Origin of the sequence: Streptomyces sp. NPDC047079, from assembly GCF_040643755.1 — a bacterium.
In the GTDB taxonomy this organism is placed as follows: domain Bacteria; phylum Actinomycetota; class Actinomycetes; order Streptomycetales; family Streptomycetaceae; genus Streptomyces.
Genome location: NZ_JBEYUZ010000034.1, coordinates 1 through 24,729, shown reverse-complemented (window position 1 = coordinate 24,729; position 24,729 = coordinate 1). Strand labels below are relative to the sequence as shown.

The window sequence follows — 24,729 nt, the reverse complement described above, 5'->3', positions numbered from 1 at the left end:
AGGGCCCCGACCGGCGGAGCCGGAAATCGTCGCCTTAGCGACCGGTCTTCGGGGCCTTCCAGCGGGCGATGCCGCGGGCCAGCAGGTTGAGGATCATCACGAAGGCGATGAGGGCGAGTGCCGCCGCCCAGGCCCGGTCGTAGGCCGCGCCGGAGCCGGCGCTGTTCGCGTACTGCTGGTAGATGTACAGCGGCAGCGAGGCCTGCGGGTCCGAGAACGGGTTGCTGTTGATGAAGTTGGTACCCCACACCAGCAGCAGGATCGGCGCGGTCTCACCGGTGATGCGCGCGATGGCGAGCATCACGCCCGTCGTGATACCGCCGATCGAGGTCGGCAGCACCACCTTGAGGATGGTGCGCCACTTGGGGACACCCAGCGCGAGGGACGCCTCGCGCAGCTCGTTCGGGACGAGCTTGAGCATCTCCTCCGTGGAGCGGACCACCACGGGCATCATCAGGATCGCGAGGGCCAGGGAACCGGCGAAGCCGGAGTAGCCCATCTTGAGGATGAGGATCCAGAAGCTGAGGACGAACAGACCGGCGACGATCGACGGGATACCCGTCATGACGTCGACGAAGAAGGTGACGGCGCGGGCGAGCCGGCCGCGCCCGTACTCGACGAGGTAGACGGCGGTGAGCACACCGACCGGCACGGCGATGACGGTGGCGAGACCGACCTGCTCCAGGGTGCCGACGATCGCGTGGTAGATACCGCCGCCGGTCTCGGTGTCGGCCACCACGCCCATCGAGTGGGTGAGGAAGTAGAGGTCGAAGACCTTCACGCCGCGCTTGAGGGTCTCCCAGATGAGGGAGGCCAGCGGAATGACCGCAAGTAGGAAGCAGAGCCAGACGAGGCTGGTCGCGACCCGGTCCTTGGCCTGTCGGCGGCCCTCGACGCGTGCGGCGATGGTGTAGGTGCCGAGGACGAACAGGACCGCGGCGATCAGGGCCCACTGGATGCTGCTGTCGAGGCCGGCGGCCAGGCTGATGCCCAGTCCCACGGCGACCGAGCCCGCGGCGATCGCCCAGGGCGACCACTTCGGCAGGCTCGCACCGCGCAGGGTGCTCCGACGCTTGTCGCTGACGGCTGCGGTGCTCATGCGTTGGCCCCCGAGTACTCCTTGCGGCGGGCGATGATCACGCGGGCCGCGCCGTTGACCAGCAGGGTGATGACGAAGAGGACCAGACCGGAGGCGATGAGGGCGTCACGGCCCTGGTCGGTGGCCTCGCCGAACTTGCTGGCGATGTTCTGGGCGAAGGTGCCGCCGCCCGGGTCCAGGAGGCTGGTCTGGATGTCGAAGGTCGGGGAGAGGACCGTGGCGACGGCCATCGTCTCGCCGAGCGCACGGCCGAGGCCGAGCATCGACGCGGAGATCACACCGGAGCGGCCGAACGGCAGCACGGCCATGCGGATGACCTCCCAGCGCGTGGCGCCGAGGGCCAGGGCCGCCTCCTCGTGCATCTGCGGGACCTGCCGGAAGACCTCGCGGCTCACGTTGGTGATGATCGGCAGGATCATGATCGCGAGCAGGATGCCGACGGTGAGCAGGGAGCGCGGGGCGCCGCCCTGCCAGGAGAAGATGCCGGTCCAGCCGAGGTACTCGTCCAGCCAGCCGAACAGGCCGTCCATGTGCGGTACGAGGACGAGCGCGCCCCACAGGCCGTAGACGATGGAGGGCACGGCGGCGAGCAGGTCGATCACGTAGGCGATGGGCCCGGCCAGCCTGCGCGGCGAGTAGTGCGTGAGGAACAGCGCGATGCCGACCGCCACCGGGACCGCGATGGCCATGGCGATGATCGAGGAGACGACCGTGCCGAAGGCCAGGACCGCGATGCCGAAGACCGGCGGGGTCAGGTTGGTGTTCCACTCGAAGGTGGTCAGGAAGTCGCCCTGGTCCTTGCTGATCGCGAGGCTCGCCCGGTAGGTGAGGAAGACCGCGATCGCGGCCATGATCACCAAAAGGAAGATGCCGGACCCGCGGGACAGGCCAAGGAAAATCCGGTCCCCGGGGCGGGTGGCGCCACGGCTCGCGTGCTTACGTTCCCTCACGGAGGGCTGGCGCGCGGGCGGAGGCGCTTCTGTGTTCTGTGTGGTGGTGTCCATCAAGATCTCCGGTCTGCGGAGCCGTGGTGGGTGGCGGCTCCAGGCGGCGGTGCACCGGACGGTGCGGCCCGCCCCGTGAGGGGGCGGGCCGCACATCGGGTCAGCTCAGGCTCGAGATGGTCTCGCGAACCTTGGAGATGATCTCGGCGGGGATCGGCGCGTACTTGGCCTCGGCCAGCTGGTTCTGACCGTCCTCGGACGCGGTGTACGAGAGGAAGGACTTCACGGCCGCCAGGGTGTCGGCCTTGTTGCCCTTGTCGCAGGCGATCTCGTAGGTGACCAGGGTCAGCGGGTAGGCGCCGGCCTCGGTCGGCTGGTAGTTCAGCTTCAGGGCCAGGTCCTTGCCGGTGCCGGCGACCTTGGCGCTCGCGATGGCCTTGGTGGCGTTCTCGACGGTGGCCTTGGCCGGGGTGGAGGCGCCGGTCTTCAGGTCGACCGTCTTGATGCCGTCGGCGGCGTAGGAGAGCTCGAAGTACGAGATCGCACCCGAGGTCTGCTTGACCTGCTGGGCGAGGCCGGCGGAGCCCTGCGCGGACTGGCCGCCCTTGGCCTGCCAGGCCTTGCCGCCCGAGTAGGGCCAGTCGCTCTTGGCGCTGGCGATCAGGTACTTGGTGAAGTTGTCCGTGGTGCCCGACTCGTCGGAGCGGTGGAACGCCTGGATCTTCAGGGCCGGCAGCTTGGCGCCCGGGTTCAGCTTGCTGATCGCGGCGTCGTTCCACATCGTGATCTTGCCGTTGAAGATCTTGGCGATCGTGGCGGGGTCGAGGACCAGGCTGTCCACGCCCGGCACGTTGTAACCAACCGCGATCGGGCCGCCGACCATGGGCAGGTCGATGGCCTGGCCGCCGCCGGTGCAGACCTTCTTGGACTCGGCGGTCTGCTCGGGCTTCAGAGCGGAGTCCGAGCCGGCGAACGCGGTCTGGCCACCGAGGAAGGCGGTGACGCCGGCGCCCGAACCGGTCGGGTTGTAGTTGATCTGGACGTCGTGGCACGCCTGGGTGTACTGCTTGACCCACGCGTCGATCGCGTTCTTCTGCGCGGAAGAGCCGGAGGCCTGAAGCTGGCCCTTGGCGTTGTCGCACTTGATGGAGGAGGTGCTGGACGCCGAGGCCGAGCTGCCGCTGTTGGTGCTCTTACCCGTGTCATCGGAGCCGCACGCCGTCAGGGCCAGGGCGCCGGAGACGGCGACAGCACCGAGAGAAAGGGCGCGAAGCCGGTTCTTGCGCTGAAGCTTCACTTTCGGGAGTTCCTTCCAGGAGCCGCCGTCCGTGGCGGCGTGCGAAGTGTGGTAAGCCCGTCCGGGCTTGTCGTGACTGCCACGTGCGCCTGCACGCCTCATGCGCGCTTCGCACCGTGTACGGCCGAAATTAGGCAGAACAGGTGAAGCCGCCGATGGTCGAGAGTGAACGGAAGGTGAACCCCTGCGGTCGGTGTGGTTAGGTCACGGAACGCTTACGTCTCGGACACGGGGGCATTCCGGCGACCGGCCCGGGCCTGGAGTCCCTTGGCCTGCGGCTTTCGGCCAATGGCGGATTGTCTCCCGTTCCTCATGCGATCCCCGCACCTCCGGCGGGCGCGGGAGTCCATGGACTGACCGGCACCCCTTTTCGGGTGACCTGGACCGTTATGTCAGGTTAAGCGCGTCCAGGAAGGCATCGACGAGTTCCCTGTCGCGCGGCTGGGACAGGCGGGCCCGGGCCGCGGCGGGCGGAAGCCAAAGGATGCGGTCGACCTCGCGGTTCGGCGTGAAGGAGCCCTGCACCGCCTCGGCCGCCCAGTAACGGACTTCCTTGGGGCGGCCGCTCACCTCGTAGCGGGCGGTGGGCAGGGGCGCGCCGGGCGCGGCGGCGTACCCCGTCTCCTCCTCCACCTCGCGCAGCGCACCCGCGAGCGGGTCCTCACCCCGGTTGAGCTTGCCCTTCGGGTGGGACCAGTCGTCGTACTTGGGCCGGTGCACCAGACAGATCTCCAGGGCGCCGCCGACGGGAGAGCGGCGCCACAGGACACAGCCCGCCGCGCGGATGGTGTCGTCGTCGGTCATCGGTGCCCCGGCTCCTCTCGTCTGCCGTGCGACGCGTCCCGTCGTGCCGCACGGCACGGTGCGTCGCGCCATGCCGTGCCGTGCCTGTCATGCCGTCGTACGACTCCCTGTCGCGTCTGTCGCCGCCTGGCGCCGCGCGTCCGGGACGCCCGTCGCCCGGGCGCCTACGGAGTACCCACCGTCTGCCTCTGCCATGACTGCTGGAACGCGAAGCGGGCCGCCTCCACCTCATGACGCTGGTCGGCGTGCAGCACGCCCAGTGCGTACGCCGTCGCCGGGGCGATACGCGGGGTGCGCGCCGCCGCCGCGGCGGCCGCGGCGGCCTCCGAGGCGTCCCGGTGCCGGTTCAGGGCCTGGCCCGCCGCCAGCAGCCGTACGTCGACGGGCGCGTTCTCCCCGTGCAGCACCTCCAGGGCGTAGCGGTGCAGGCGCAGCAGCAGCCGGACCTGATGCCAGGGGCCGTCCTGCGGGTGCGAGGACGGGTCGGGGGAGAGGCCGTGGATCAGGGCCTCCGCGTTGTACGGATGGCCCGCGGTGATCAGCGGCAGCGCGGCCACCGCGTCGCACAGCCGTTCCTCCGCGGCGGCGGCCATCGGGCGCAGGTCGGCGGTGGCCGCGGCGGGCGTGAGCGGGACCTCGCTGGCGAGGACGGCGACACTGTCCGCCACCGCGTGGAACCGGCTGGAGCCGAGGGCCTGGAGGGCGGCGGAGTGGGCCCGCGTCCGGGCCAGCGTCAGCTGGCGCTCCAGCAGGGCGCCCGCCTTCGCCGCGCCGACGGTCAGATTGCCGCGCTCCGGGACGCCGGGCTGGCTGCGCGGGCCGGTGCCGGACTCCGCCACGGCCCCCGGCTGCTCGGGGAAGACCGAGGAACCCGACAGCCGGTGCACAGCGAGCAGCAGCCGTTCGAGCCGGGCCGCGTACGCGTGCTCGCGGGCCAGGGTGCCCGAGAGCCAGGCGAGTTCGGGACGCATCGCCTCCGACCAGTCCGCGTCCAGGAGGGGACGGAACGTGTGGAGCGTACCGCTGATACGGCGGGCCGAGCGGCGCAGGGCAAGCGCCGCGTCGCCGGTGTCGTCCGTGCCGTTCTCCCCCGGCCTCGACTCCTCCCCCACTCTCGACTTCGCTCGCGCGACGGGACCCCCGTGAGCGGGGGGGCCTCCACCGGCGCCCGTCTCCCGGTGCTGCCGCAGCGCGCGGAGGAACTCCGTCGCCTGGGCCCGCAGATAGCCCGCGAGGGCGTCCCCGCAGGGCCCGGCCGTGGGGTCGGTGGGGGGATCAAGGTGTTGCTGTGCCACGCCGGCGCCTCCGGGCGTCTATGAGCATCTCCTGGATGTTCCGCAGGGGGTGGCCGTCCACGTCGGTCGCGTGCCGGGTCCATTCGCCGTCCGGGCCCAGGTGCCAGGAGGCCGTGGTGTCGGACATACCGGTCTCGATGAGCCGGCTGAGGGCCGCCCGGTGCGCCGGGTCGGTGACCCTGACGAGTGCTTCGATGCGACGGTCGAGGTTGCGGTGCATCATGTCGGCGCTGCCGATCCACACCTCAGGCTCGCCGCCGTTTCCGAAGACGAAAACGCGCGAGTGTTCGAGGAAGCGGCCGAGAATGGACCGCACCCGTATGTTCTCCGACAGGCCGGCGACGCCCGGGCGCAGCGCGCAGATACCGCGCACCCACACATCGACCGGGACGCCCGCCTGCGACGCACGGTAGAGCGCGTCGATGATCGCCTCGTCCACCATCGAGTTGACCTTGATGCGGACGCACGCGGGCCGACCGGCCCGGTGGTGCTGGATCTCCTGGTTGATCCGGGTGATCAGACCGTCGCGCAGGGACTTGGGGGCGACCAGCAGCCGGCGGTAGGTCTCGCGGCGTGAGTAGCCCGAGAGCCTGTTGAAGAGGTCGGACAGGTCCGCGCCGACCTGTGGATCTGCGGTGAGCAGCCCCAGGTCCTCGTACAGGCGTGCGGTCTTGGGGTGGTAGTTGCCCGTACCGACATGGCTGTAGCGGCGGAGCGTTTCGCCTTCCTGCCGTACGACCAGGGACAGCTTGCAGTGCGTCTTCAGACCGACGAGTCCGTAGACGACGTGGCAGCCCGCCTCCTCCAGCTTGCGGGCCCACTTGATGTTGGCCTGTTCGTCGAAGCGGGCCTTGATCTCGACCAGGACGAGGACCTGCTTGCCGGACTCGGCCGCGTCGATGAGCGCGTCGACGATCGGCGAGGTCTCCGAGGTCCGGTACAGCGTCTGCTTGATCGCGAGCACGTCCGGGTCGGCGGCCGCCTGCTCGAGGAACGCCTGCACGGAGGTGGAGAAGCTGTCGTACGGGTGGTGCAGCAGGATGTCCCGGTCCCGCATCGCCGCGAAGACGTCGGGCGCGGACGCCGACTCCACCTCGGCGAGGTCACGGGGGGTGACGGGGACGAACTTCGGGTACTTCAGCTCGGGCCGGTCGAGGTTGGCGATGCCGAAGAGGCCGGTCAGGTCCAGGGGACCCGGCAGCGGATACACCTCGGCCTCGGAGATCTTCAGCTCGCGGATCAACAGGTCGAGCACGTACCGGTCGATGGACTCCTCGACCTCCAGGCGCACCGGCGGCCCGAAACGGCGCCGCATGAGCTCCTTCTCCAGGGCCTGGAGCAGGTTCTCGGCGTCGTCCTCCTCGACCTCCAGGTCCTCGTTGCGGGTCACCCGGAAGGCGTGGTGCTCCAGCACCTCCATGCCCGGGAACAGCTCCTCCAGATGCGCGGCGATGACGTCCTCGATGGGGACATAGCGCTGCGGGGAGGCCTCGAGGAAGCGGGAGAGCAGCGGCGGCACCTTGACGCGCGCGAAGTGGCGGTGGCCGGAGACCGGGTTGCGCACGACGACCGCGAGGTTGAGCGAGAGTCCCGAGATGTACGGGAAGGGGTGCGCGGGGTCGACGGCCAGCGGGGTGAGCACCGGGAAGATCTGGTGCCGGAAGAGTGTGAACAGGCGCGCCTGCTCCTTGTCCGTCAGCTCGTTCCAGCGGACCAGGTGGATGCCCTCCTCCGCGAGCGCGGGGGCGACGTCCTCGTGGAAGCAGGCCGCGTGCCGGGCCATGAGCTCGCGGGAGCGGGCCCAGATCATCTCCAGCACCTCGCGGGGCTGGAGGCCGGATGCCGACCGGGTGGCGACACCGGTGGCGATACGGCGCTTCAGGCCCGCCACCCGGACCATGAAGAACTCGTCCAGGTTGCTGGCGAAGATCGCCAGGAACTTCGCGCGTTCCAGGAGGGGCGTGTTCGGGTCCTCGGCCAGCTCGAGTACGCGCTCGTTGAACTGCAGCCAGCTGCGTTCCCGGTCGAGGAAGCGGCCCTGCGGGAGCTGGGCACCCTCGCTCTCCTCGTACGTGTCCAGGTCGGCGTCGATGTCGGGTTCGAGTTCGGAGACCGTCGCGGCCACCGTGTGCGGGCGGTGCGCGGCGAGGGAACCCACGGAGGGCTGCTCGATGTGCGTGTTCGCGCGACCCGAGGGCTCCCCCTCACGGGGGGTGGCGGGGGAGGGGTGGGCCGATGCCTGGGCGTTTTGCTGGCTCATGAACCCATTCTTTCGCGCCGAACGGGTGACGGGCGCGTCGGAGACTGCGGGCGGCGGCCCGGCGGACGGACGCCCGCGCTCCGGACCGGCCCCGTTGCGCGGGGGCGGCGAGGGCTCAGGCACGGCGGCGTTCATTGGCTGAGCGTCGCAAGTCCGTCTGAATCGATGGTTACGGCGACATGACGTGCGGGATAGCGGGGGGAGGCTCGCGGACGTCTGCAGGGGGCGTGGCGGCGTACGAGGGGCTGGACGAGGCGTATGCGCGGTCCTGTCCCCTCCATCTTCCCCTCCCGTTGCGGCGCGGCACGGGCGGGCCGGGCGGGCCGGGGCGGCGGACGGTCGGGAACTGGACGGTCGGGGAGGACGGGCGCGACGCCTCGGGAACGGTGGATGGCGGGCGGCCTGGGACGGTGGGCGGCGACGGTCTGGGGACGGTGGACAGCGGGCGGCGGGCGGCCGGGGACGGTGGGCGGCGACGGTCTGGGACGGCGGGCGGCGACGGACCGGCTGCCCGGTGAGGGGCAGGCTGCTCGGGGGCCGGCCGGGGCTCGCTGAAATTCTTTTCCGACGTGTGAACCGTTCGCGGGGGCGCGTCCGATGAAGGGGCGTGAGGGAAACGAGAAGTGACGGGGAGCTGCTGCGTGCCGCGGCAGACGGGGACCGTCGGGCCTTCGAGGAGCTGTACCGGCGGTATGCGCCGTGGCTCACGGCACGGCTGCGCGGCCGCTGCGCCGACCCCGGAGTCGTGGACGACGTCGTGCAGGAGACGTTCCTGGCGGTGTGGCACGGCACCGCCCGCTACCGCGAGGAGGGCGACGTGGCCGGCTGGCTCTGGCGCATCGGCGCCCGGCGGCTGGTGGACGCGCTGCGCGGCGACGGCGCAAGGGGCCGGCTGCGCCAGACACTGGCGCGGCTGCGGCACCGGCACGACGCCGGACGCCACCGCGAGGTGCGGCGGGTGCTCGAGGCCGTCGATCTCTCGGATGTGCGCGGCAGGCGCATCAAGCGGTTGTCCGGCGGTATGCGCCAGCGCGTCGCCCTGGCCGCGGCGCTCGTCGGCAACCCGGACCTGCTGCTCCTCGACGAACCGACCGTCGGTCTCGACCCCGAACAGCGCATGCGCTTCCGGGAGGTGATCGCCGAGGCGGGCGAGGGCCGGACGGTGCTGCTGTCCACCCACCAGACCGAGGACGTGGCGATGCTCTGCCACCGCGTGATCGTGATGGCCCGGGGCCGGGTCCGCTTCGAGGGCACCCCGGCCGAGTTGACCGCACGGGCCGCGGGCCGGGTGTGGAGCAGTACGGAACGCGACCCGGGCGCCCGCGCCGGATGGCGTACGGGTATGGGCACGTTCCGCAATGTCGGCGACCCGCCGAAGGGCGCCGACCTTCTCGAACCGACCCTGGAGGACAGCTACTTGCTGGTCCTCGACGGTGAGCCCGCGGAGGTGGCGTCCGTATGAGCACGGTCCTCGACAAGGCCCCCGCGGTCACCTCTCCCGTGCGAGCCGGCCGCCACCCGGCCGCCGCCGTCCTCGCGCTCGCCCGTTTCGAGGCGCGCGAACTCATGCTGCAGATCCCGGTGTTCGTCTTCTTCCTGCTGTACATCGGTTCCGCGCTGTGGAAGCTGCTGTTCCCCGGGGACGGTATGGACGAGTATCCGGTGCTGCACAGCGTCGACCGAGACTCCCAGTCCCTCCTTCTCTTCCTGTCCGTCGCCGTCCTCGTGTGTGTGAACGTCGCCGTCCTGCGGTCCCGGCGCCACGGCACGGACGGGCAGTTCGACGTCCTGGCCATGGAGCCCTGGCGGCGTACGGTGGCGCATGCGCTGTCCGTGGTGCCGTTCGCGGCGGTCACCGCACTGGTCGTCGCCGTCCAGTTCGACGAGCCGCAGCCGGGCTCGGCCGTGGCACTGACACTGGCGGTCGGGACGGCGCTGGCGCTGCTGCTCCCCGAGCGCTGGGCCCTGTTCGTCGCGGCGGACTCCCCCGGCTGGGCGGCGGCCCATCAGCGGTGGGCGGCCATGCTCGCGCTCACCCTGCCGACGGGAGCGGGGCTGCTGCCGGAACCACTGCGGCGACACCGGTGGCCGGCGCTCCGGCCCCATCACTGAGCAAGCCCCTCAGACCCCCTTCAGATCCCCCTCAGACCCCTCAGACCCTCAGTTCCCTCAAGGCCCTCAGCACTCCAGAGTCCCTCAGCACTCCAGAGTCCCTCAGCACTCCAGAGTCCCTCAGCACCCCAGAGGCCCTCAGGTCTCCGTCCGGTACATCAGATCCGTCTCGTAAGTGGCGAAGCCCAGCCGCTCGTACACCGCGAGGGCGGCCGTGTTGTCCGCGTCGACGTAGAGCATCGCGGTCGGCATGCCCTGGGCAGTGAGGTACCGCAGGCCGATCGTGGTGAGGGCGCGGCCGAGGCCGCCGCCCTGGGCGCCGGGGCGGACACCGAGGACGTACACCTCGCCGAGCTGTTCCTCCGCGTGGATCTTGGTCCAGTGGAAGCCGATCACTTCGGGGCCGTGCTCACCCTCGCGCTCCGCGAGGAAGAAGCCCTGCGGGTCGAACCACGGCTCGGCCTTGCGGTCGTCGAGATCGCGCTGGGTGAGAGAGCCCTGCTCGGGGTGGTGGGCGAAGGCCTCCGCGTTGAGGGCGAGCCAGGCCGCGTCGTCCTGGCCGGGCACGAAGGTGCGGACGGTGACACCGTCGGGCAGCTTCGGCTCGGGCAGTTCCATCTGGTCCAACGGGCGCCGCAGCTGGCGCAGTTCGCGGAAGAGGGTGAGGCCGAGGACCTGGGCGAGGTGCCGGGCCGCCGAGTGGCCGCCGTGCGCCCACACCCGAAGCCGCTTGCCGGAGGCGGCCAGGAGGGCGGCGCCCAGCGCCCGGCCGTGCCCGTGTCCGCGGTGCGAGGGGTGCACCACCAGTTCGGCGGCAGGGGCCTCCACCGGGTCGGTGTCCTCCAGCTGGGCGTACCCGACGAGCGTCTCGCCGGCCATCAGCAGCAGATGGGAGACGCCCTCGCGCTCGCCACCACGCAGTTGCAACCGCCCCTGTTCGGACACCGCCTGTTGCCCGTCGACCCGGGCGGCGTCGGTGAGCAGCTCTAGCACGGCCTCGGCCTGTGCGGGTGAGAGCGCGGTGACGGTCTCGATGGAGCGGGTCAGTGCCGGGCGGGCGGCGTCGTCGCTGGTCATGGATACGAGGGTAAGGGGCGGGCCGGGGGCAGGGGAGGAGGCATCCAGGGACGGCGGAACCGGCCCCCTCGGCCCCGAGGCCGCCTACTCGTCCGGACTGGGCTGCGGTGGCGTCGGCGCCCCCGGCAGCCGTACCGTCGCCACCGTGCCACCGCCGGCCGCCGGCCGCAGGGACACCTCGCCACCGGCCTGCTGGACCGAGCGGGCCACGATGGACAGGCCCAGGCCGGAGCCGGGTAGCGCGCGGGCCGAGGGGGAGCGCCAGAAGCGGTCGAAGACGTGCGGGAGTTCCTCGGCCGCGATGCCGGGGCCGTGGTCGCGGACGGACAGTACGCCGTCCGTGAGGGCGACCTCGATCGTGCCGCCCTCGGGGCTGAACTTCACGGCGTTGTCCAGGATGTTCACGACCGCCCGCTCCAGCGCGGACGGCTCCGCGCGGACGTACCAGGGCTTGAGATCCGCCGTGATCGTCAGCTCGGGGCCGCGCAGCCGGGCGCGGCGCAGGGCGTTCTCGACGGTGTCCTGCAACTCCACCACCTGGGCCTTGCCGGCGTGCAGACCCTTCTCGGGACGGGACAGCTCCTGAAGATCGCCGATCAGCGAGGCCAGTTCCGTCATCTGGGCCTTCACCGAGGCGAGCAGCGCCTTGCGGTCCTCCGCGGGGAGCGGGCGGCCCGTCTCCTCGCTGCGGCTGAGGAGTTCGATGTTCGTCCGCAGGGAGGTGAGCGGCGTGCGCAGCTCGTGGCCCGCGTCCGCGATCAGCTGCTGCTGTAGTTCGCGGGAGTTGGCGAGGGCCGAGGTCATCGAGTTGAAGGAGCGGGACAGACGGGCGATCTCGTCCTCGCTGGCCTCGTCCACCGGGATCCGGATGGTCAGGTCCTCGGTGCGCGCGATGTGCTCGACCGCCTCCGTCAGCTTGTCGACGGGACGCAGGCCCGCGCGGGCCACGGCCAGGCCGACGGCACCGGCGCCCACGACACCGAGGCCGGAGACGATGAGGAGGATCACGGCAAGGTCGTTGAGCGTCTTGTCGGTGTCCTTCAGGGGGTACGCCAAGGTCAGGGCGTAGCCCGGATACAGCGTCGGTCCGTCGGGGCCCGCGCTGAGCAGGGGCGTGGTCAGCACCCGTACCGGGTCGCCCTTGCTGTCGACGCTGTTGTGCAGGACGCCGTGGGTCGGGTTCCGGGCGATCTCGATGTCGTTGCGCGTGGGTTTGACCATGCCGACCGAGTTCGGGTAGACGCAGATCTGACCGTCTACATTGACCACCTGTGTGAAGTAGGTGCTGAGCTCGGGGCCGCGGTCGTCCTGTGGGGAGGGCGTGGTCGTGCAGTCGGCCAGGACGCGTTCCAGACCGCCCGGCCGGACCGGCGCGCTGGAGCTCTTCAGGTCGTGGTCCACCTGCTCGTAGAGCTTGCCCTGGACGATGAACCAGCAGCTCACCGACACCGCCGCCACCCCGAACGCCACCGCCGCCGCCACCAGCAGGGCGAGGCGGGAGCGCAGCGGCAGGGAGCGGAAACGCTTGATCACTCGGCGCCGCCCTGCCGCAGGACGTAGCCCACACCGCGCACCGTGTGCACCAGACGGGGCTCGCCTCCCGCCTCCGTCTTGCGGCGCAGATACATCACGTACACATCGAGGGAGTTCGACGACGGCTCGAAGTCGAAGCCCCAGACCGCCTTGAGGATCTGCTCCCGGGTCAGCACCTGGCGCGGATGTGCCATGAACATCTCCAGGAGCGTGAATTCGGTGCGGGTCAGTTCCACCGCCCGCCCGCCCCGTGTGACCTCGCGCGTCGCCAGGTCCATGCGGAGGTCGGCGAAGGTCAGTGCCTCGTCCTCCGGGGCGCCGACCGCCGTGGCCACGTAGGAGCTGCGGCGGAGCAGGGCGCGGATGCGGGCGAAGAGCTCGTCCAGTTCGAAGGGCTTGACCAGGTAGTCGTCGGCCCCGGCGTCGAGACCGGTGACACGGTCGCCGACCGTGTCCCGGGCCGTGAGCATGAGGATGGGGGTGGTGGTGCCCGCGCCGCGCATCCGGCGGGCGGCGGTGAGGCCGTCCATCCGCGGCATCTGGATGTCCAGGACGACCAGGTCGGGCTGGTACGCCGTCGCCTTCTCCAGCGCGTCCGCGCCGTCCACGGCGACCTCGGTGTCGTAGCCCTCGAAGGCGAGGCTGCGCCGGAGTGCTTCGCGGACCGCCGGCTCGTCGTCGACGATCAGAATGCGCTGGGGTTCACGGTCGCCTTCGGCGGGGCTCATGGATATGGGGTTCCTAGGAGTGCGACGGGACGGTGGCTGAACGTCTTCAGCCTCGCATGTTTCCCGGCGTGGACGGAAAGGACTGGACCGGTGCCGGCGCCGGGGGCGTACGCCGTACGGAGGGCAGGGCCGGCGCCGGCGCCGTGCGGGCCTGCGGACCAGGCGGGGTACCGGCGCCGACGGGTACGGCCGCGTGGGGTGGACGGGTGGGGTGGGGGTGGGCGGCGTGCGGGGTGGACGGATGCCGGTGCCGGGGAGGTACGGCGTGCGGGTCAGCTCAGCGCCACCGTGAGCCGGTTCAGCGGCACCTTGCGGCGGTGCGGGCGCGCGACGTTGGTGCGCCGCAGGCCCATCAGCTGGGGGACCGCGACCTCCCGGACCTCGGGGGCCCGGGTGACCGGGGCGCGCAGCTCGTACGTCCTCGGCGCGGGCGCCGCGGTGGTCACGACGGTGCGGAGTTCGTACGCCTCGGGGGCGGGGGCCGCCGGGCGGTGGAGTCCGTGCGCCACGGCCAGGGCCAGGGAGACCCTGGCGGGGCCGATGGGAGCGGTCGTCTCGTGCAGAACCTGCTTGATCATGTCGTGCTCCTTACCAGCCGCCCTACCGGGCGCCCGCTCAGCTCCGGGAACCGGAGCGGAGGGTCGCCAGGTCGGACTTGACGGTGTTGATCGGGATGGCGAAGCCGAGGCCCACACTGCCGGTGCTCGACGAGGTCGAGTCCGAACCGGCCGAGTACATCGCCGAGTTGATGCCGATGATGTTGCCGTTCATGTCGATGAGGGCGCCGCCGGAGTTGCCCGGGTTGAGGGACGCGTCCGTCTGGATCGCCTTGTACGTGGTGGTGGAGGACCCGGTGTCGCCGTTGAACTGGCGGCCGCCGAACTCGAACGGCCACCGGCCGTTCCCCTGGCCCTGGCCCTCGTCGGTCGAGACGGTGACGTCGCGGTTGAGGGACGAGACGATGCCGCTGGTGACCGTGCCGGTCAGGCCCTCGGGGGAGCCGATCGCCACGACCTGGTCGCCGACCTGGACGCCGTCGGAGTTGCCGAGCGTGGCGGCCCTCAGGCCGGAGGCGCCCTCCACCTTGATGAGGGCGATGTCCTTCTTGCTGTCGGTGCCGACGACCCGGGCGGTGTAGGACCTGCCGCCGCTCGTGGTCACCTTGATCGAGGAGGCGCCGGAGATGACGTGGTTGTTGGTGATGATCTCGCCGGCGCTCGTGATGATCACGCCCGAGCCGGTCGACTGGCCGGAGTTGGAGGTGGCGCTGATCTCCACGATGCTCGGGCTGACCGCTGCGGCCACCCCCGCGACCGTGCCCTTCTTGCTGGAGGGCACGACGGTGGTGCTGGTCGAGCTGGAGGGGACCGTGTTCTTGCCGGTGAGTTCCTGGATGCCGTACGCCGTGCCGCCGCCTATGGCCGCGGCGACGATCGCCACGGCGGCGAGGAGGGCGAGCGGCCCCTTGGCGCGCCGCTTCGGGGCGGGCGCCGCGGGGGCGGCGTCGAGGGGAGCGCTTCCGCCGCCGTCGCCTGCGTCATGACCCGGGGCGGCCGTCGCCGACGGCTGTGCGGCCGGTCGGGCAGGCTCGTAGGCCGGCGGAGGCGGCCACTCCGGGTTCACAGGGGGAGAGACGTGCTGCTGCCAGGGGTACGCGGACTGGTGCCCGTCATCCTGGGGGGACTCGTACTCGCCGCTGCGGCGGAAGCTCTCGGTCATGTAAGAGAGAGTGTCCCGCGATCATGAGAGCCAGCTGAGTCGCCGCTGAGAAGCCCGACAGAACCTCGTATGCCCGATATAAAGGCGCCCCGAAGAGGCCCAGACGAACGCGCCCCGCAGAGGCCCTGGAGGGCTGGGGCTCGGGAAGGCCCCAGGAGGCCGGGGACCCCTGGCGCCATGGAGGTCAGGGAAACTTCAGGTGTCCGGGAGGTGAGGGGACAGGGTGCGGGGAACGAACGTTTGTCTGAGGTTTGTGTAGCCCGTGTGACGGAAGGGCGCCCGAGGCTACGATCACGGCAACCGGAGGGGGGCTCCGCGGTTTCACCCGACTGCACTGCGCGGCTTTTGCGCCGCGCTGCGTCGGGCCGGTGCGTCGTACGCCTCCCTCGGGCCCTTGTCTACGACACACCCAGGAGCCCTGAGTGATACGTGCCCTGCGCGGCCGCTGGAGACGCCCCACCGTGGCGCTTCCCGCGGCCGCCCTCGCGCTGGCCCTGACCGGCGTCGGCGCCCTGGCGGCCCAGTCGGCGGCCGCCGCCGACGGACTCCCCAAGCCCGGAGTCACCCAGCAGCGGACCGGCGTCCCGAAGCCGGCCGCCTCTTCCGAGGAACTGCACGAGCGACTGATCAACGCCGCCAGGAAGCAGGCGGCCGTGAACAAGCAGCAGGCGCAGCGGGCGGCCGCCAAGGCACCCGCCGCCGGCACGGGCAAGCCGTCCTCGTTCATCATCGGCGGCACGGAGACGACGATCGCCTCCGCGCCCTGGATGGTCCAGCTCGGCTACTACGACCCCAACACCGACGAGGGCTACTTCTGCGGCGGCACCCTGGTCGCCCCGAACAAGGTCCTCACCGCCGCGCACTGCGTCGCGGGCCTGAACTGGGCCGCGAACGGTGTTGTGCGGTCCGGTTCCGCCGACCTCAACGGCGGAACCGTGGTGGGTGTCCTGCGTCAGTGGAACCACCCGCGCTACAACCCCGACACCATTCAGAACGACATCGCTGTCCTCACCCTCGACGAGCCGCTGCAGCAGCAGTGGATGCGCCTGGCCGCGTCGAACGACAGCGCGCTCTACCAGCCCAGCACCACCCCCAACGCCACCGTCTACGGATGGGGTCTGACCTCCGGTGCCGACGGCGCCGACCTGTCGGCCACCCTGCGCAAGGTGAGCCTGCCGATGGTCGCCGACGCGACCTGCGACAGTGCGATGAAGTCGGTCATCGGCGCGGACTACTTCGCCGAGGGCTCGATGATCTGCGCCGGCACTCCGGCCACCGGCAGCGACGAGGGCACCAAGAGCACGTGCAACGGCGACTCCGGCGGCCCGCTCGTGGTCGGCGGCAAGATCGTCGGTGTGGTGTCGTGGGGCGTCGCGGGCTGCACCGCCAAGGGCGCCTACCCGGTCTTCACCAAGGTCTCCTCGTACACCTGGGCCGCGCAGCCGCGCATCGACGACACGGACCTGTCCTACGACGGCCGCGCCGACCTGCTGGCCCGCACTCCGTCCGGCGGCCTGTTCGAGCAGGACAGCAAGGGCACCTCGCTGGCCTCGCGCGTCTTCGGCAGCAGCGGCTGGGAGGGCGCCAGCTGGGCCCTCCAGGCCAACCTGGACCGCGACATCTACCAGGACCTGATCGTCCGCGACAAGGTCGACGGCAAGCTGTACCGCAGCTACTTCGACCAGGCCGCCCAGCAGTTCACCTGGATGCAGATCAGCTCGGTGTGGGGCGGCTACAAGTCGTACGCCGTCCCGGGCGACATGACCGGTGACGCCCGCCCCGACCTGGTCGCGGTGGACTCGGACGGCTCGGTGTACCTGTACCCGGGCAAGGGCAACGGCCAGTTCTACGGCCGGGTCAAGGTCGTCGACCGCGCCTGGAAGGGTGTGAAGATCTTCGGCCGGGGCGACCTGTCCGGCGACGGCAAGGCCGACCTGCTGGTCCGCTCCGGCGACGGCACCCTGTGGCTGTACCGGGGCACCCAGCAGGAGAAGACCCCGTGGTCCGCTCGGATCAAGGCGCGCACGGGCTGGAACTTCACCTCGTACGTGACCAACGGCGATGTGACGGGCGACGGCATCGCCGATGTCATCACCCGCGACTCCGGCGGCACGCTGTGGCTCTACCCCGGCACCAACAAGGCGTCCTCGTCCCTGTTCGGGTCGAGGATCAGCCTCGGCACCGGTTTCAACCAGTACAACCTGCTGTTCTGAGCATCCTCGGCAGCACAGCCCGGGCGACGGCCCGCCGGTTCACCGGCGGGCCGTCGCCTTTTCGGCACCCGACGGCATCACCGGCCGTCTCACACGACCGGCGGCGGAAACCCGCCCTCTCGCGGAATCCGACGGCGGAAAGCTGGCCCTCTCGGGGTCCGGCCTTCTCGGGGTCCGGCCTTCTCGGAATCCGGCCCTCTGGGCGTCCAGCACTGGGGCAGCCCCTCTCGCCGCCAGGACCGCCCCTCTGCCGGAACGGAAGCCGGGCAGCTCAGCCCTCGCACCCGCAGGACCGCCGCACCACCAGCCGCGACGGGAACTGCTTGACCCGCTCACGCCGCGAGCCGGCCACGCGCAGGCCGTCGTCGAGGACGAGGTCCACGGCCGCCTGGGCCATCGCCGACCGGTCCGAGGCCACCGTCGTCAGCGGCGGATCCGTGAGCGCCGCCTCCTTGACGTCGTCGAAGCCGGCCACGGCCAGCTCGCCCGGCACGTCGATGCGCAGCTCGCGCGCCGCGCGCAGCACGCCGATCGCCTGGTCGTCGGTGGAGCAGAAGATGGCCGGCGGACGGTTCGGCCCGGACAGCAGCTCCAGGCCCACCCGGTACGCGTCGTAACGGTTGTACGGCGCCTCGAACAGCCGGCCCTCCGTCGGGAGCCCGGCCTCCTGCATCGCTCGCCGCCATCCCTCGACGTGGTCGGAGACCGGGTCGCCGACCGCCGGCGTCTCCGCGGTGCCGCCCATACAGGCGACGTAGGGGTAGCCATGCTCCAGCAGGTGGCGTACGGCGAGCTGGGCGCCGCCGAGGTCGTCGGTGACGACCGCGACGTCGTCGATCGCCTCGGGCCGCTCGTGCAGCAGCACCACCCGGGCGTCCCACGCGTCGATCTCGGCGGCGGCGTGGTCGTTGAGCGCGTGGCTGACCAGGATCAGCCCGGAGACGCGCATACCGAGGAAGGCGCGCAGATAGTGGACCTCGCGCTCGGCCACGTAGTCGGTGTTGCCGACGAGCACCATCTTTCCGCGCTCGGCGGCGGCCTGCTCGACAGCGTGCGTCATCTCGCCGAAGAAGGGCTGGCGCGCATCCGGGACGATCATGCCTATGAGGTCCGTGCGGCGCGACGCCATGGCCTGGGCGACCCGGTCGGGCCGGTACCCCAGCTCCTTGATCGCGGCGAGGACACGCTCGCGCGTGGCCGGGGCGACCGGCCGGGGTCCGTTGTTGATGACGTAGCTCACGACCGCCGTGGAAGTCCCCGCCAGCCGCGCCACATCGTCCCGAGTCACCTTGGCCACGCGCGGAGTCTACGCGGATGGACCGGCCCCTGGGCAGGCCGTAAGCGGTTCTATGCCTCAGCCGTGACCTCGGCCGCGGACACGGCCGCCGTCTCGCCCGCCTCCGCCGGCTTCGGCCGGCTCGCCTTGGCCTTCGCCTCCTCGGCCGCGCGGTCCACCTTCTCCGGGGTCACGAACCGGTAGCCGACGTTCCGGACGGTGCCGATCAGCGACTCGTGCTCCGGGCCGAGCTTGGCGCGCAGCCGTCGTACATGGACGTCGACCGTGCGCGTACCGCCGAAGTAGTCGTAGCCCCAGACCTCCTGGAGCAGCTGGGCGCGGGTGAAGACGCGGCCCGGGTGCTGCGCGAGGTACTTCAGGAGCTCGAACTCCTTGAAGGTGAGGTCGAGGACGCGGCCCTTGAGCTTGGCGCTGTAGGTCGCCTCGTCGACGGACAGGTCGCCGTTGCGGATCTCCATGGGGGAGTCGTCGTTGACGATCTGCTGGCGGCCCATGGCGAGGCGCAGCCGCGCCTCCACCTCGGCCGGTCCCGCGGTGTCCAGCAGGACGTCGTCGATGCCCCAGTCCGCGGTGACGGCGGCGAGGCCGCCCTCGGTGACGACGAGGATCAGGGGGCAGCCGGGGCCGGTGGACCGCAGCAGCTGGCACAGGCTGCGCACCTGGGGAAGGTCCCGGCGTCCGTCGATCAGGATGACGTCGGCGCCCGGGGTGTCGACCAGGGCGGGGCCTTCCGCCGGAGCCACTCGCACGTTGTGCAGGAGCAGGCCGAGAGCGGGAAGCACCTCCGTCGACGGCTGAAGAGCGTTGGTCAGGAGCAGCAGGGAACTCATCGCGCCCCTCCCTCGTCAAGCTCTCGGCTTCGCCCGGGCAGGGAGGGCCCCCATGCCCTGGTCGTCATACGTTCGTGCAGGATTCGCTCGCCCATAACGTCTGGTTCCTCCTCGGTCCCTTCGAGGACGTATGCGGCACTGCTTCGTACCTGGCGAATCCCGCACCCCCGGGACCCGCTATGTGTTCGACGGCCCGTACACCTGCGGTTTCCCACGTCGTATACAACGCTTCCGAAAGCACAAAAGGACCCGGGGGCTACGCTGCCCGAGTCCTCTGCCCAGCAGAATAGCCCACATGAGCACTGGTCGGGCAGGTCACACGGCACGATTCACGGTTCGTCCGGACTCTGAGACGGCGCGTCATGGGCCTTTGAGGACGTTCCTGCGCACCGTTGACGGGGTCGCGATCGACGCCGCCTACGATCCGGGCTCCGCCGGATACGACGCCGTACACGCCACCGGGCGTGCATCGGCCGGTCATCAGCGGGATCTTGTGTTCGTCGTCGCACACGGCTTCACCGGTGATCTGGAGCGGCCTCACGTCCGCCGGATCGCCCGCGTCCTCGCCGGGCGCGGGGCGGTGGTCACCTTCTCCTTCCGCGGGCACGGGGCGTCGGGGGGACGCTCGACGGTCGGCGACCGGGAGGTGCACGACCTGGCGGCCGCGGTGCGCTGGGCACGCGAGCTGGGGCACTCCCGGGTGGTCACCGTCGGCTTCTCGATGGGCGGGTCGGTGGTGCTGCGGCATGCGGCGCGGCACCAGCGGGACGCGGCCACCGACGTGGTGGTGGCCGTCAGCGCCCCCGCCCGCTGGTACTACCGGGGTACGGCCCCCATGCGGCGGCTGCACTGGCTGGTGACCCGGCCCGAGGGCCGCCTGGTGGGCCGTTACGGCCTGCGCACCCGTATCCACCACCGCGACTGGGACCCGGTTCCCCTCTCGCCGGTGCAGGCCGTCCCGCTGATCGCGCCGACCCCGCTGCTGATCGTGCACGGCGACCTGGACGGCTACTTTCCCCTCGACCACCCGCGGATGCTGGCGAACGCCGCGCCCGGGCACGCCGAACTGTGGCTGGAGCCGGGCATGGGCCATGCCGAGCACGCGAGCGACGACGAGCTGATGACGCGGATCGGGGCGTGGGCGGTCTCGCGCGCGGGCTAGCCTGACGGTGTTCACCACGACGGAGTTGAGGAAGCAGATGGCAAAGGGCACGGTGCGCTACTGGGCCGCCGCCAAGGCCGCGGCCGGGACCGCCGAGGAGCCGTACGACGCGACCACGCTCGCGGAGGCGCTCGACGCGGCCCGCGAGCGACACCCCGGGGAACTCGTCCGTGTGCTGCGGCGATGCGCCTTCCTCATCGACGGTGACCCGGTCGGGACCCGCGCGCATGAGACGGTACGGCTGGCCGAGGGCGGCACGGTCGAGGTGCTCCCGCCGTTCGCAGGAGGATGAGCGATGAGCAACCAGCCCCATGAGGGGTACGACCCGGGCTACGACCCCCACCGACAGCAGGGCCACCAGCAGCAGGGGTACCAGCAGGCGGGACATCAGCAGGGTTGGTACGACCCGAACCTGGCCGCGCATCCCCAACAGCAGCAGCAGTATCCGCAGCAGCAACAGCAGCAACCACAGCAACAGCAGCAACAGCAGCAACCCCAGCAGCAGCCGCAGTGGAGCGGGCAGTGGCAGGGGCAGGCCTACGGGCAGCCGTTGCCGCAGGAGGCCCCCCACGACTCCCACGGCTACGCCATGCCCGCCACCGGCGGTCACGCCGCCACGGCGACGGCCGCGCAACCCGCCGCCGTCGACCTCTCGGCCCTCCCGGCCAACCAGCGCGCCCGGCTCGAGGGCCGTTCGCCGATCATCGAGCCCGGGCTCGAGCCCGCCGCGCTTACCGCGGGACTCGCGATCCTGCTCGCCGGTGCCGCGGCCCTAGGGACGTACGCCCTCGTCGTACCGCTCGTGGTGCTCCAGGCCGTGACGGCCGCCGGGTGGTTCCGGCTGAACGGCATGTGGCCCGCCCGGCAGGGCATCGCCCTGGCGTTCCTCGGCGCGGTCACCACGGATGTCGCGCTGCTCGTGGCCGGCCGGGAGAACGCACCCGCAGCGATCCTGGGCACCCTCGGCGTCTGGGTGCTGCTGTCCCTCGTCCTGCAACTGCGCTCGCACGCCGATGCCGACACCCGGATGTACGGCCTGATGGCGACGGTGGCCTCGTCCGCGCTGTCGATCCTCGCGGCCGGGCACCTCGCGGCCGCGCCGGAGGCCGTCACGGTGGGGGCCGTCGCGGTCGCCGCCGCGGTCCTGGCGCGTGCGCTGCCGCTGCCGACCGCGGCCTCGGTGGTCGTGGCGCTGCTGGCGGCGGCGGGTGCCGGCATCGCGATGGGCGGGGCGACGGGCCTCGGCTCGTCCGGTGCCTTCCTGGGCCTCGGCGCGGGCGTCTGCGCCCTGGTCGGCCACCGGGCCGCCTCCTACGACTACCCGTCCCGCTTCGTCCACTTCACGGCGGGCGTCGCCCTGCCGCTGACGGCGGCGGCACCGGTGGTCTGGGTGCTGGGGCACGCCCTCGGCTAGCAGGCCCTCCCCCTGCCGTGTGTCACAGATGATCCACAATCCGGCGGTGGCCGCCGAGCGCGGGGTTACAGTCGCGCTCGGCGGCCACCCGGTCGTCAGTGATCTGTCGTGGACGACAGCCGAGGTGGGGGAACACCGAGCATGCGCGCACTGCGAATACTGCTGATCATCGCCGTGATCCTGGGCGGGCTCTTCGCCATCGTGGACCGGGTGGCGGTCCACTTCGCCGAGGGCAAGGTGGCCGACAAGCTGAAGACCACCGAGAACCTGGCCACCGCCCCGGACGTGTCCATCAACGGCTTCCCCTTCCTCACCCAGGTCGCCGGCGGCGAGCTGGACGACGTGGAGATCGGCATCAAGGACTACGAGGCGGCCACCGGCAACGGCGGCGAGAAGGTGCGCATCGACGACCTCCACGCGGATATGAAGGGCGTCAGGTTCTCCGGCGACTACAGCTCCGCCACCGCGGCCGACGCCACGGGCACCGCACTGATCGGCTACGACGAGCTGCTCAGGAAGGCCAAGGCGGACCCCGCCGACGTGGGGCTGGGGGTGACGGCCCGGGTGATCGGCCTGTCGGACGGCGGCAACGGCAAGGTCAAGGTGACGCTCCAGTTCACGGCGCCCGGCGGCGAGAAGCTGAAGCCCGTCCCCGTGCTCGGCTCGCTCGCCGTCCGGGGCAACTCCGTCCAGGTGCACGCGGACGGGCTGCCCCAGCTCGCCGGGGCCCAGCTTCTCGAGGACCGGTTCCGTGCCGTCACCGACCTCCGGCAGGGGATCGCCCGGCTGCCCGGCGACATACGCCTCGCCCAGGTGCGGGCGACGAAGGACGGCGTGGAGATCACGGCGAAGGGTTCGGACGTCAGGCTGGCGGGGTAGGACGACGACGGTTCCGGCCCCGAGGGCGGAGGTGTCCGAAGAGCGAGACACGCTCGTCCGTACGGCAGATGTGACGGTGGGCGCGGGCGGCCGGAAGCCGCCCGGCGGCGGGCGCGGCGGTCCCGCTTTCCCGAAATGCGGACGATCGCATCTCAGTATGCGACATGCCGGTGACATGCCCGGCGATCCCTCCCTACGATCGACCCCATGCAGCGACAGGCGGATCTCACGAAGCGGCGGGCAGTAGACCTGTGCCGCGTCGCCGCCATGCTCTGTCGCCCCTTCTGAAGCGGGAACTCCTTCCCGTATCGCCCGGCCCCGCGCTCGAACCCGGGGTCACCCATGCGCCGTGTACGCCCCCGCCCGACCGCGTACTCGCGCCCTTCACACCAGCATCACCCGCCGCAACTGCCCCGGAGGAGAAAGCGCATGAGCCGCAGCGACGTCCTGGTCGACGCCGACTGGCTGCAGGAGCACCTGGACGACCCGACCCTCGCGATCGTCGAGGTGGACGAGGACACGTCCGCGTACGACAAGAACCACATCAAGAACGCCATCCGCATCGACTGGACGAAGGACCTTCAGGACCCGGTCCGCCGCGACTTCATCGACCAGGCCGGCTTCGAGAAGCTCCTGTCGGAGAAGGGCATCGCCAACGACCACACGGTGATCCTCTACGGCGGCAACAACAACTGGTTCGCCTCCTACGCCTACTGGTACTTCAAGCTGTACGGCCACGAGAACGTGAAGCTGCTCGACGGCGGTCGCAAGAAGTGGGAGCTGGACGCCCGCGAGCTGGTCGACGGCACCGAGGTGCCCGAGCGCCCGGCCACCGAGTACAAGGCCAAGCCGCAGGACACCTCCATCCGCGCCTTCCGCGACGATGTGGTCGCCGCGATCGGCAATGAGAACCTGGTCGACGTCCGTTCGCCCGACGAGTTCTCAGGCAAGCTGCTCGCCCCGGCGCACCTGCCGCAGGAGCAGTCGCAGCGTCCCGGCCACGTCCCCAGCGCCCGCAACATCCCGTGGTCGAAGAACGCCAACGACGACGGCACGTTCAAGTCGGACGAGGAGCTCAAGGAGCTGTACACCGAGGAGAACGTCGACCTCGCCAAGGACACCATCGCCTACTGCCGCATCGGTGAGCGCTCCGCGCTGACCTGGTTCGTCCTGCACGAGCTGCTCGGCGTGGAGAACGTCAAGAACTACGACGGCTCCTGGACCGAGTACGGCTCCCTCGTCGGTGTCCCGATCGAGCTGGGCGCCGCCAAGTAATCCCGGACCCCGGACCTACCCGAAGGAAGAACCATGTGTGGAGCGAAGGCCGGCGGCCCCGACGCCTCGACGATCAAGCCCGGTGAGACCACGATCCAGGGCCAGGTGACCCGCGACGGCGAGCCCGTCGTCGGTTACGTGCGCCTGCTGGACTCGACCGGCGAGTTCACCGCCGAGGTCCCGACCTCGGCGACCGGACAGTTCCGCTTCTACGCGGCCGAAGGCACCTGGACCCTGCGCGCCCTGGTGCCCGGCGCCACCGCGGACCGTACGGTCGTCGCCCAGAAGGGCGGTCTCGCGGAGGTCGCGATCGCCGTCTGACGGCACACTCCACGACGGTCCGAGGGGCCGTACGTGCACGGCTGAAGGGCCGCATCCCCCGAGGGTTGGACACTGTCGGACGGGGTGCGGCCCTTCGGTATGCCCCGGCATAACCTGGAGACATGTACGCACGCCGGCGTCATCTCTACTTCGCCATGATGGGGACCTGCATCGGGCTGTTCGTCCTGGCGTGGGGAGTGGTGCGCCTGTGGTCGGTCCCCGCGGCGGTGGGGATGTGCGTGGTCGCGATGGTGATCCCCCCGGTGGCCGCGATGGTGGCGAACCGGCGCGGCCCCGAGGACCGCTGGTGGGACGACCCGTCCGGGGACCCGAAGTCCGACGAGTGGTGGGACGAGCTGGACGGCAAGAAACGGCACTAGGGCCTGTACGGAGTCGTGATCACCATGCTGGTACAACTTTCGTGTGGCGAGGCGTGAACTGAGTGACGACGATTGGGCGTTGGTCGAGCC

Annotated in this window: 24 protein-coding genes; 11 read left to right on the top strand and 13 right to left on the bottom strand. The window is 71.0% G+C overall.

All coding sequences use genetic code 11. The annotated features are described in order from the left end of the window. Positions 1–34 precede the first annotated feature (34 nt). From pstA to ABZ823_RS27915, 6 genes are all read right to left on the bottom strand, one after another. Entirely contained in the window at positions 35–1,099 is a 1,065-nt protein-coding gene (gene pstA / locus ABZ823_RS27940; protein WP_361665626.1) for a phosphate ABC transporter permease PstA, read from the bottom strand. Continuing rightward, positions 1,096–2,103 (bottom strand): phosphate ABC transporter permease subunit PstC, encoded by a 1,008-nt coding sequence (gene pstC, locus ABZ823_RS27935; protein WP_361665625.1) that lies wholly within the window; start codon positions 2,101–2,103, stop codon positions 1,096–1,098. Before pstC ends, pstA begins: the two co-directional genes overlap by 4 nt. A 100-nt stretch (positions 2,104–2,203) precedes the next feature. Next, positions 2,204–3,340 (bottom strand): phosphate ABC transporter substrate-binding protein PstS, encoded by a 1,137-nt coding sequence (gene pstS / locus ABZ823_RS27930; RefSeq protein WP_361665624.1) that lies wholly within the window; start codon positions 3,338–3,340, stop codon positions 2,204–2,206. Between the two features lie 387 nt (positions 3,341–3,727). Continuing rightward, positions 3,728–4,144, bottom strand: a complete 417-nt coding sequence (locus ABZ823_RS27925) for an NUDIX hydrolase (RefSeq protein WP_361665623.1) — start codon at positions 4,142–4,144, stop codon at positions 3,728–3,730. Between the two features lie 164 nt (positions 4,145–4,308). Then, entirely contained in the window at positions 4,309–5,439 is a 1,131-nt protein-coding gene (locus ABZ823_RS27920) for a CHAD domain-containing protein (protein WP_361665622.1), read from the bottom strand. Next, the gene (locus tag ABZ823_RS27915; protein ID WP_361665621.1) at positions 5,420–7,699 is read right to left on the bottom strand and encodes an RNA degradosome polyphosphate kinase; all 2,280 of its coding nucleotides are present in this window, start codon (positions 7,697–7,699) and stop codon (positions 5,420–5,422) included. Before ABZ823_RS27915 ends, ABZ823_RS27920 begins: the two co-directional genes overlap by 20 nt. A 607-nt stretch (positions 7,700–8,306) precedes the next feature. On the opposite strand from ABZ823_RS27915, the gene ABZ823_RS27910 reads away from it, so the two are divergent. Together ABZ823_RS27910 and ABZ823_RS27905 are read left to right on the top strand one after the other, a co-directional pair. Next, positions 8,307–9,161, top strand: a complete 855-nt coding sequence (locus ABZ823_RS27910; RefSeq protein ID WP_361665620.1) for a sigma factor — start codon at positions 8,307–8,309, stop codon at positions 9,159–9,161. Continuing rightward, complete coding sequence (locus ABZ823_RS27905; RefSeq protein ID WP_361665619.1) at positions 9,158–9,811, top strand: hypothetical protein; 654 nt, start codon at positions 9,158–9,160, stop codon at positions 9,809–9,811. Before ABZ823_RS27910 ends, ABZ823_RS27905 begins: the two co-directional genes overlap by 4 nt. A gap of 138 nt (positions 9,812–9,949) precedes the next feature. Here the strand turns inward: ABZ823_RS27905 and mshD are convergent, their stop codons facing one another. The 5 genes from mshD to ABZ823_RS27880 all read right to left on the bottom strand — a co-directional run bounded on the left by mshD (position 9,950) and on the right by ABZ823_RS27880 (position 14,868). Further along, positions 9,950–10,888, bottom strand: coding sequence for a mycothiol synthase (gene mshD / locus ABZ823_RS27900; RefSeq protein ID WP_361665618.1), 939 nt, complete (start codon positions 10,886–10,888; stop codon positions 9,950–9,952). 84 nt (positions 10,889–10,972) lie between these two features. Beyond that, entirely contained in the window at positions 10,973–12,421 is a 1,449-nt protein-coding gene (locus ABZ823_RS27895; protein WP_361665617.1) for a HAMP domain-containing sensor histidine kinase, read from the bottom strand. Beyond that, positions 12,418–13,149, bottom strand: a complete 732-nt coding sequence (locus ABZ823_RS27890) for a response regulator transcription factor (RefSeq protein ID WP_361665616.1) — start codon at positions 13,147–13,149, stop codon at positions 12,418–12,420. Before ABZ823_RS27890 ends, ABZ823_RS27895 begins: the two co-directional genes overlap by 4 nt. A 272-nt stretch (positions 13,150–13,421) precedes the next feature. Next, entirely contained in the window at positions 13,422–13,727 is a 306-nt protein-coding gene (locus ABZ823_RS27885) for a hypothetical protein (RefSeq protein WP_361665615.1), read from the bottom strand. A gap of 37 nt (positions 13,728–13,764) precedes the next feature. Next, positions 13,765–14,868, bottom strand: coding sequence for a trypsin-like peptidase domain-containing protein (locus ABZ823_RS27880; RefSeq protein ID WP_361665614.1), 1,104 nt, complete (start codon positions 14,866–14,868; stop codon positions 13,765–13,767). A 422-nt stretch (positions 14,869–15,290) separates the two neighbouring features. Here ABZ823_RS27880 and ABZ823_RS27875 point away from each other — a divergent pair, with 422 nt between their 5' ends. Further along, positions 15,291–17,081, top strand: coding sequence for a trypsin-like serine protease (locus ABZ823_RS27875; protein ID WP_361665613.1), 1,791 nt, complete (start codon positions 15,291–15,293; stop codon positions 17,079–17,081). A 271-nt stretch (positions 17,082–17,352) separates the two neighbouring features. Here the strand turns inward: ABZ823_RS27875 and ABZ823_RS27870 are convergent, their stop codons facing one another. Both ABZ823_RS27870 and ABZ823_RS27865 read right to left on the bottom strand, forming a co-directional pair. Further along, positions 17,353–18,378, bottom strand: a complete 1,026-nt coding sequence (locus ABZ823_RS27870; RefSeq protein ID WP_361665612.1) for a LacI family DNA-binding transcriptional regulator — start codon at positions 18,376–18,378, stop codon at positions 17,353–17,355. 50 nt (positions 18,379–18,428) lie between these two features. Beyond that, positions 18,429–19,208 (bottom strand): response regulator transcription factor, encoded by a 780-nt coding sequence (locus ABZ823_RS27865; protein WP_361665611.1) that lies wholly within the window; start codon positions 19,206–19,208, stop codon positions 18,429–18,431. Positions 19,209–19,503: 295 nt separating this feature from the next. Here ABZ823_RS27865 and ABZ823_RS27860 point away from each other — a divergent pair, with 295 nt between their 5' ends. The 8 genes from ABZ823_RS27860 (at position 19,504) to ABZ823_RS27825 (ending at position 24,639) form a co-directional block, all read left to right on the top strand. Further along, entirely contained in the window at positions 19,504–20,370 is an 867-nt protein-coding gene (locus ABZ823_RS27860) for an alpha/beta fold hydrolase (RefSeq protein WP_361665610.1), read from the top strand. 37 nt (positions 20,371–20,407) lie between these two features. Beyond that, positions 20,408–20,662 (top strand): MoaD/ThiS family protein, encoded by a 255-nt coding sequence (locus tag ABZ823_RS27855; RefSeq protein ID WP_361665609.1) that lies wholly within the window; start codon positions 20,408–20,410, stop codon positions 20,660–20,662. A 3-nt stretch (positions 20,663–20,665) separates the two neighbouring features. Next, positions 20,666–21,784 (top strand): hypothetical protein, encoded by a 1,119-nt coding sequence (locus tag ABZ823_RS27850; RefSeq protein WP_361665608.1) that lies wholly within the window; start codon positions 20,666–20,668, stop codon positions 21,782–21,784. Between the two features lie 141 nt (positions 21,785–21,925). Then, a complete protein-coding gene (locus ABZ823_RS27845) occupies positions 21,926–22,663 on the top strand; it encodes a DUF2993 domain-containing protein (protein WP_361665607.1) in 738 nt (245 codons plus the stop codon). Between the two features lie 207 nt (positions 22,664–22,870). Then, positions 22,871–22,951, top strand: coding sequence for an Ms5788A family Cys-rich leader peptide (locus ABZ823_RS27840; protein ID WP_351335063.1), 81 nt, complete (start codon positions 22,871–22,873; stop codon positions 22,949–22,951). A 141-nt stretch (positions 22,952–23,092) separates the two neighbouring features. After that, complete coding sequence (locus ABZ823_RS27835; RefSeq protein ID WP_361665606.1) at positions 23,093–23,938, top strand: sulfurtransferase; 846 nt, start codon at positions 23,093–23,095, stop codon at positions 23,936–23,938. A 33-nt stretch (positions 23,939–23,971) separates the two neighbouring features. After that, positions 23,972–24,259: a DUF1416 domain-containing protein gene (locus ABZ823_RS27830; protein WP_043441578.1), complete on the top strand. Its 288-nt coding sequence runs from the start codon at positions 23,972–23,974 to the stop codon at positions 24,257–24,259. Positions 24,260–24,381: 122 nt separating this feature from the next. After that, complete coding sequence (locus tag ABZ823_RS27825; protein ID WP_361665605.1) at positions 24,382–24,639, top strand: DUF3099 domain-containing protein; 258 nt, start codon at positions 24,382–24,384, stop codon at positions 24,637–24,639. Positions 24,640–24,729: the final 90 nt, after the last annotated feature.

Bases quoted from the DNA above. Each gene is read 5' to 3' on its own strand.
- mshD (WP_361665618.1), bottom strand. From the start codon at position 10,888: ATGACCAGCGACGACGCCGCCCGCCCGGCACTGACCCGCTCCATCGAG.
- ABZ823_RS27830 (WP_043441578.1), top strand. From the start codon at position 23,972: ATGTGTGGAGCGAAGGCCGGCGGCCCCGACGCCTCGACGATCAAGCCC.
- ABZ823_RS27865 (WP_361665611.1), bottom strand. From the start codon at position 19,208: ATGAGTTCCCTGCTGCTCCTGACCAACGCTCTTCAGCCGTCGACGGAG.
- ABZ823_RS27860 (WP_361665610.1), top strand. From the start codon at position 19,504: ATGAGCACTGGTCGGGCAGGTCACACGGCACGATTCACGGTTCGTCCG.
- pstA (WP_361665626.1), bottom strand. From the start codon at position 1,099: ATGAGCACCGCAGCCGTCAGCGACAAGCGTCGGAGCACCCTGCGCGGT.
- ABZ823_RS27885 (WP_361665615.1), bottom strand. From the start codon at position 13,727: ATGATCAAGCAGGTTCTGCACGAGACGACCGCTCCCATCGGCCCCGCC.
- pstC (WP_361665625.1), bottom strand. From the start codon at position 2,103: ATGGACACCACCACACAGAACACAGAAGCGCCTCCGCCCGCGCGCCAG.
- ABZ823_RS27880 (WP_361665614.1), bottom strand. From the start codon at position 14,868: ATGACCGAGAGCTTCCGCCGCAGCGGCGAGTACGAGTCCCCCCAGGAT.
- ABZ823_RS27855 (WP_361665609.1), top strand. From the start codon at position 20,408: ATGGCAAAGGGCACGGTGCGCTACTGGGCCGCCGCCAAGGCCGCGGCC.
- ABZ823_RS27835 (WP_361665606.1), top strand. From the start codon at position 23,093: ATGAGCCGCAGCGACGTCCTGGTCGACGCCGACTGGCTGCAGGAGCAC.
- ABZ823_RS27850 (WP_361665608.1), top strand. From the start codon at position 20,666: ATGAGCAACCAGCCCCATGAGGGGTACGACCCGGGCTACGACCCCCAC.
- ABZ823_RS27890 (WP_361665616.1), bottom strand. From the start codon at position 13,149: ATGAGCCCCGCCGAAGGCGACCGTGAACCCCAGCGCATTCTGATCGTC.
- ABZ823_RS27925 (WP_361665623.1), bottom strand. From the start codon at position 4,144: ATGACCGACGACGACACCATCCGCGCGGCGGGCTGTGTCCTGTGGCGC.
- ABZ823_RS27825 (WP_361665605.1), top strand. From the start codon at position 24,382: ATGTACGCACGCCGGCGTCATCTCTACTTCGCCATGATGGGGACCTGC.
- ABZ823_RS27840 (WP_351335063.1), top strand. From the start codon at position 22,871: ATGCAGCGACAGGCGGATCTCACGAAGCGGCGGGCAGTAGACCTGTGC.
- ABZ823_RS27845 (WP_361665607.1), top strand. From the start codon at position 21,926: ATGCGCGCACTGCGAATACTGCTGATCATCGCCGTGATCCTGGGCGGG.
- ABZ823_RS27905 (WP_361665619.1), top strand. From the start codon at position 9,158: ATGAGCACGGTCCTCGACAAGGCCCCCGCGGTCACCTCTCCCGTGCGA.
- ABZ823_RS27915 (WP_361665621.1), bottom strand. From the start codon at position 7,699: ATGAGCCAGCAAAACGCCCAGGCATCGGCCCACCCCTCCCCCGCCACC.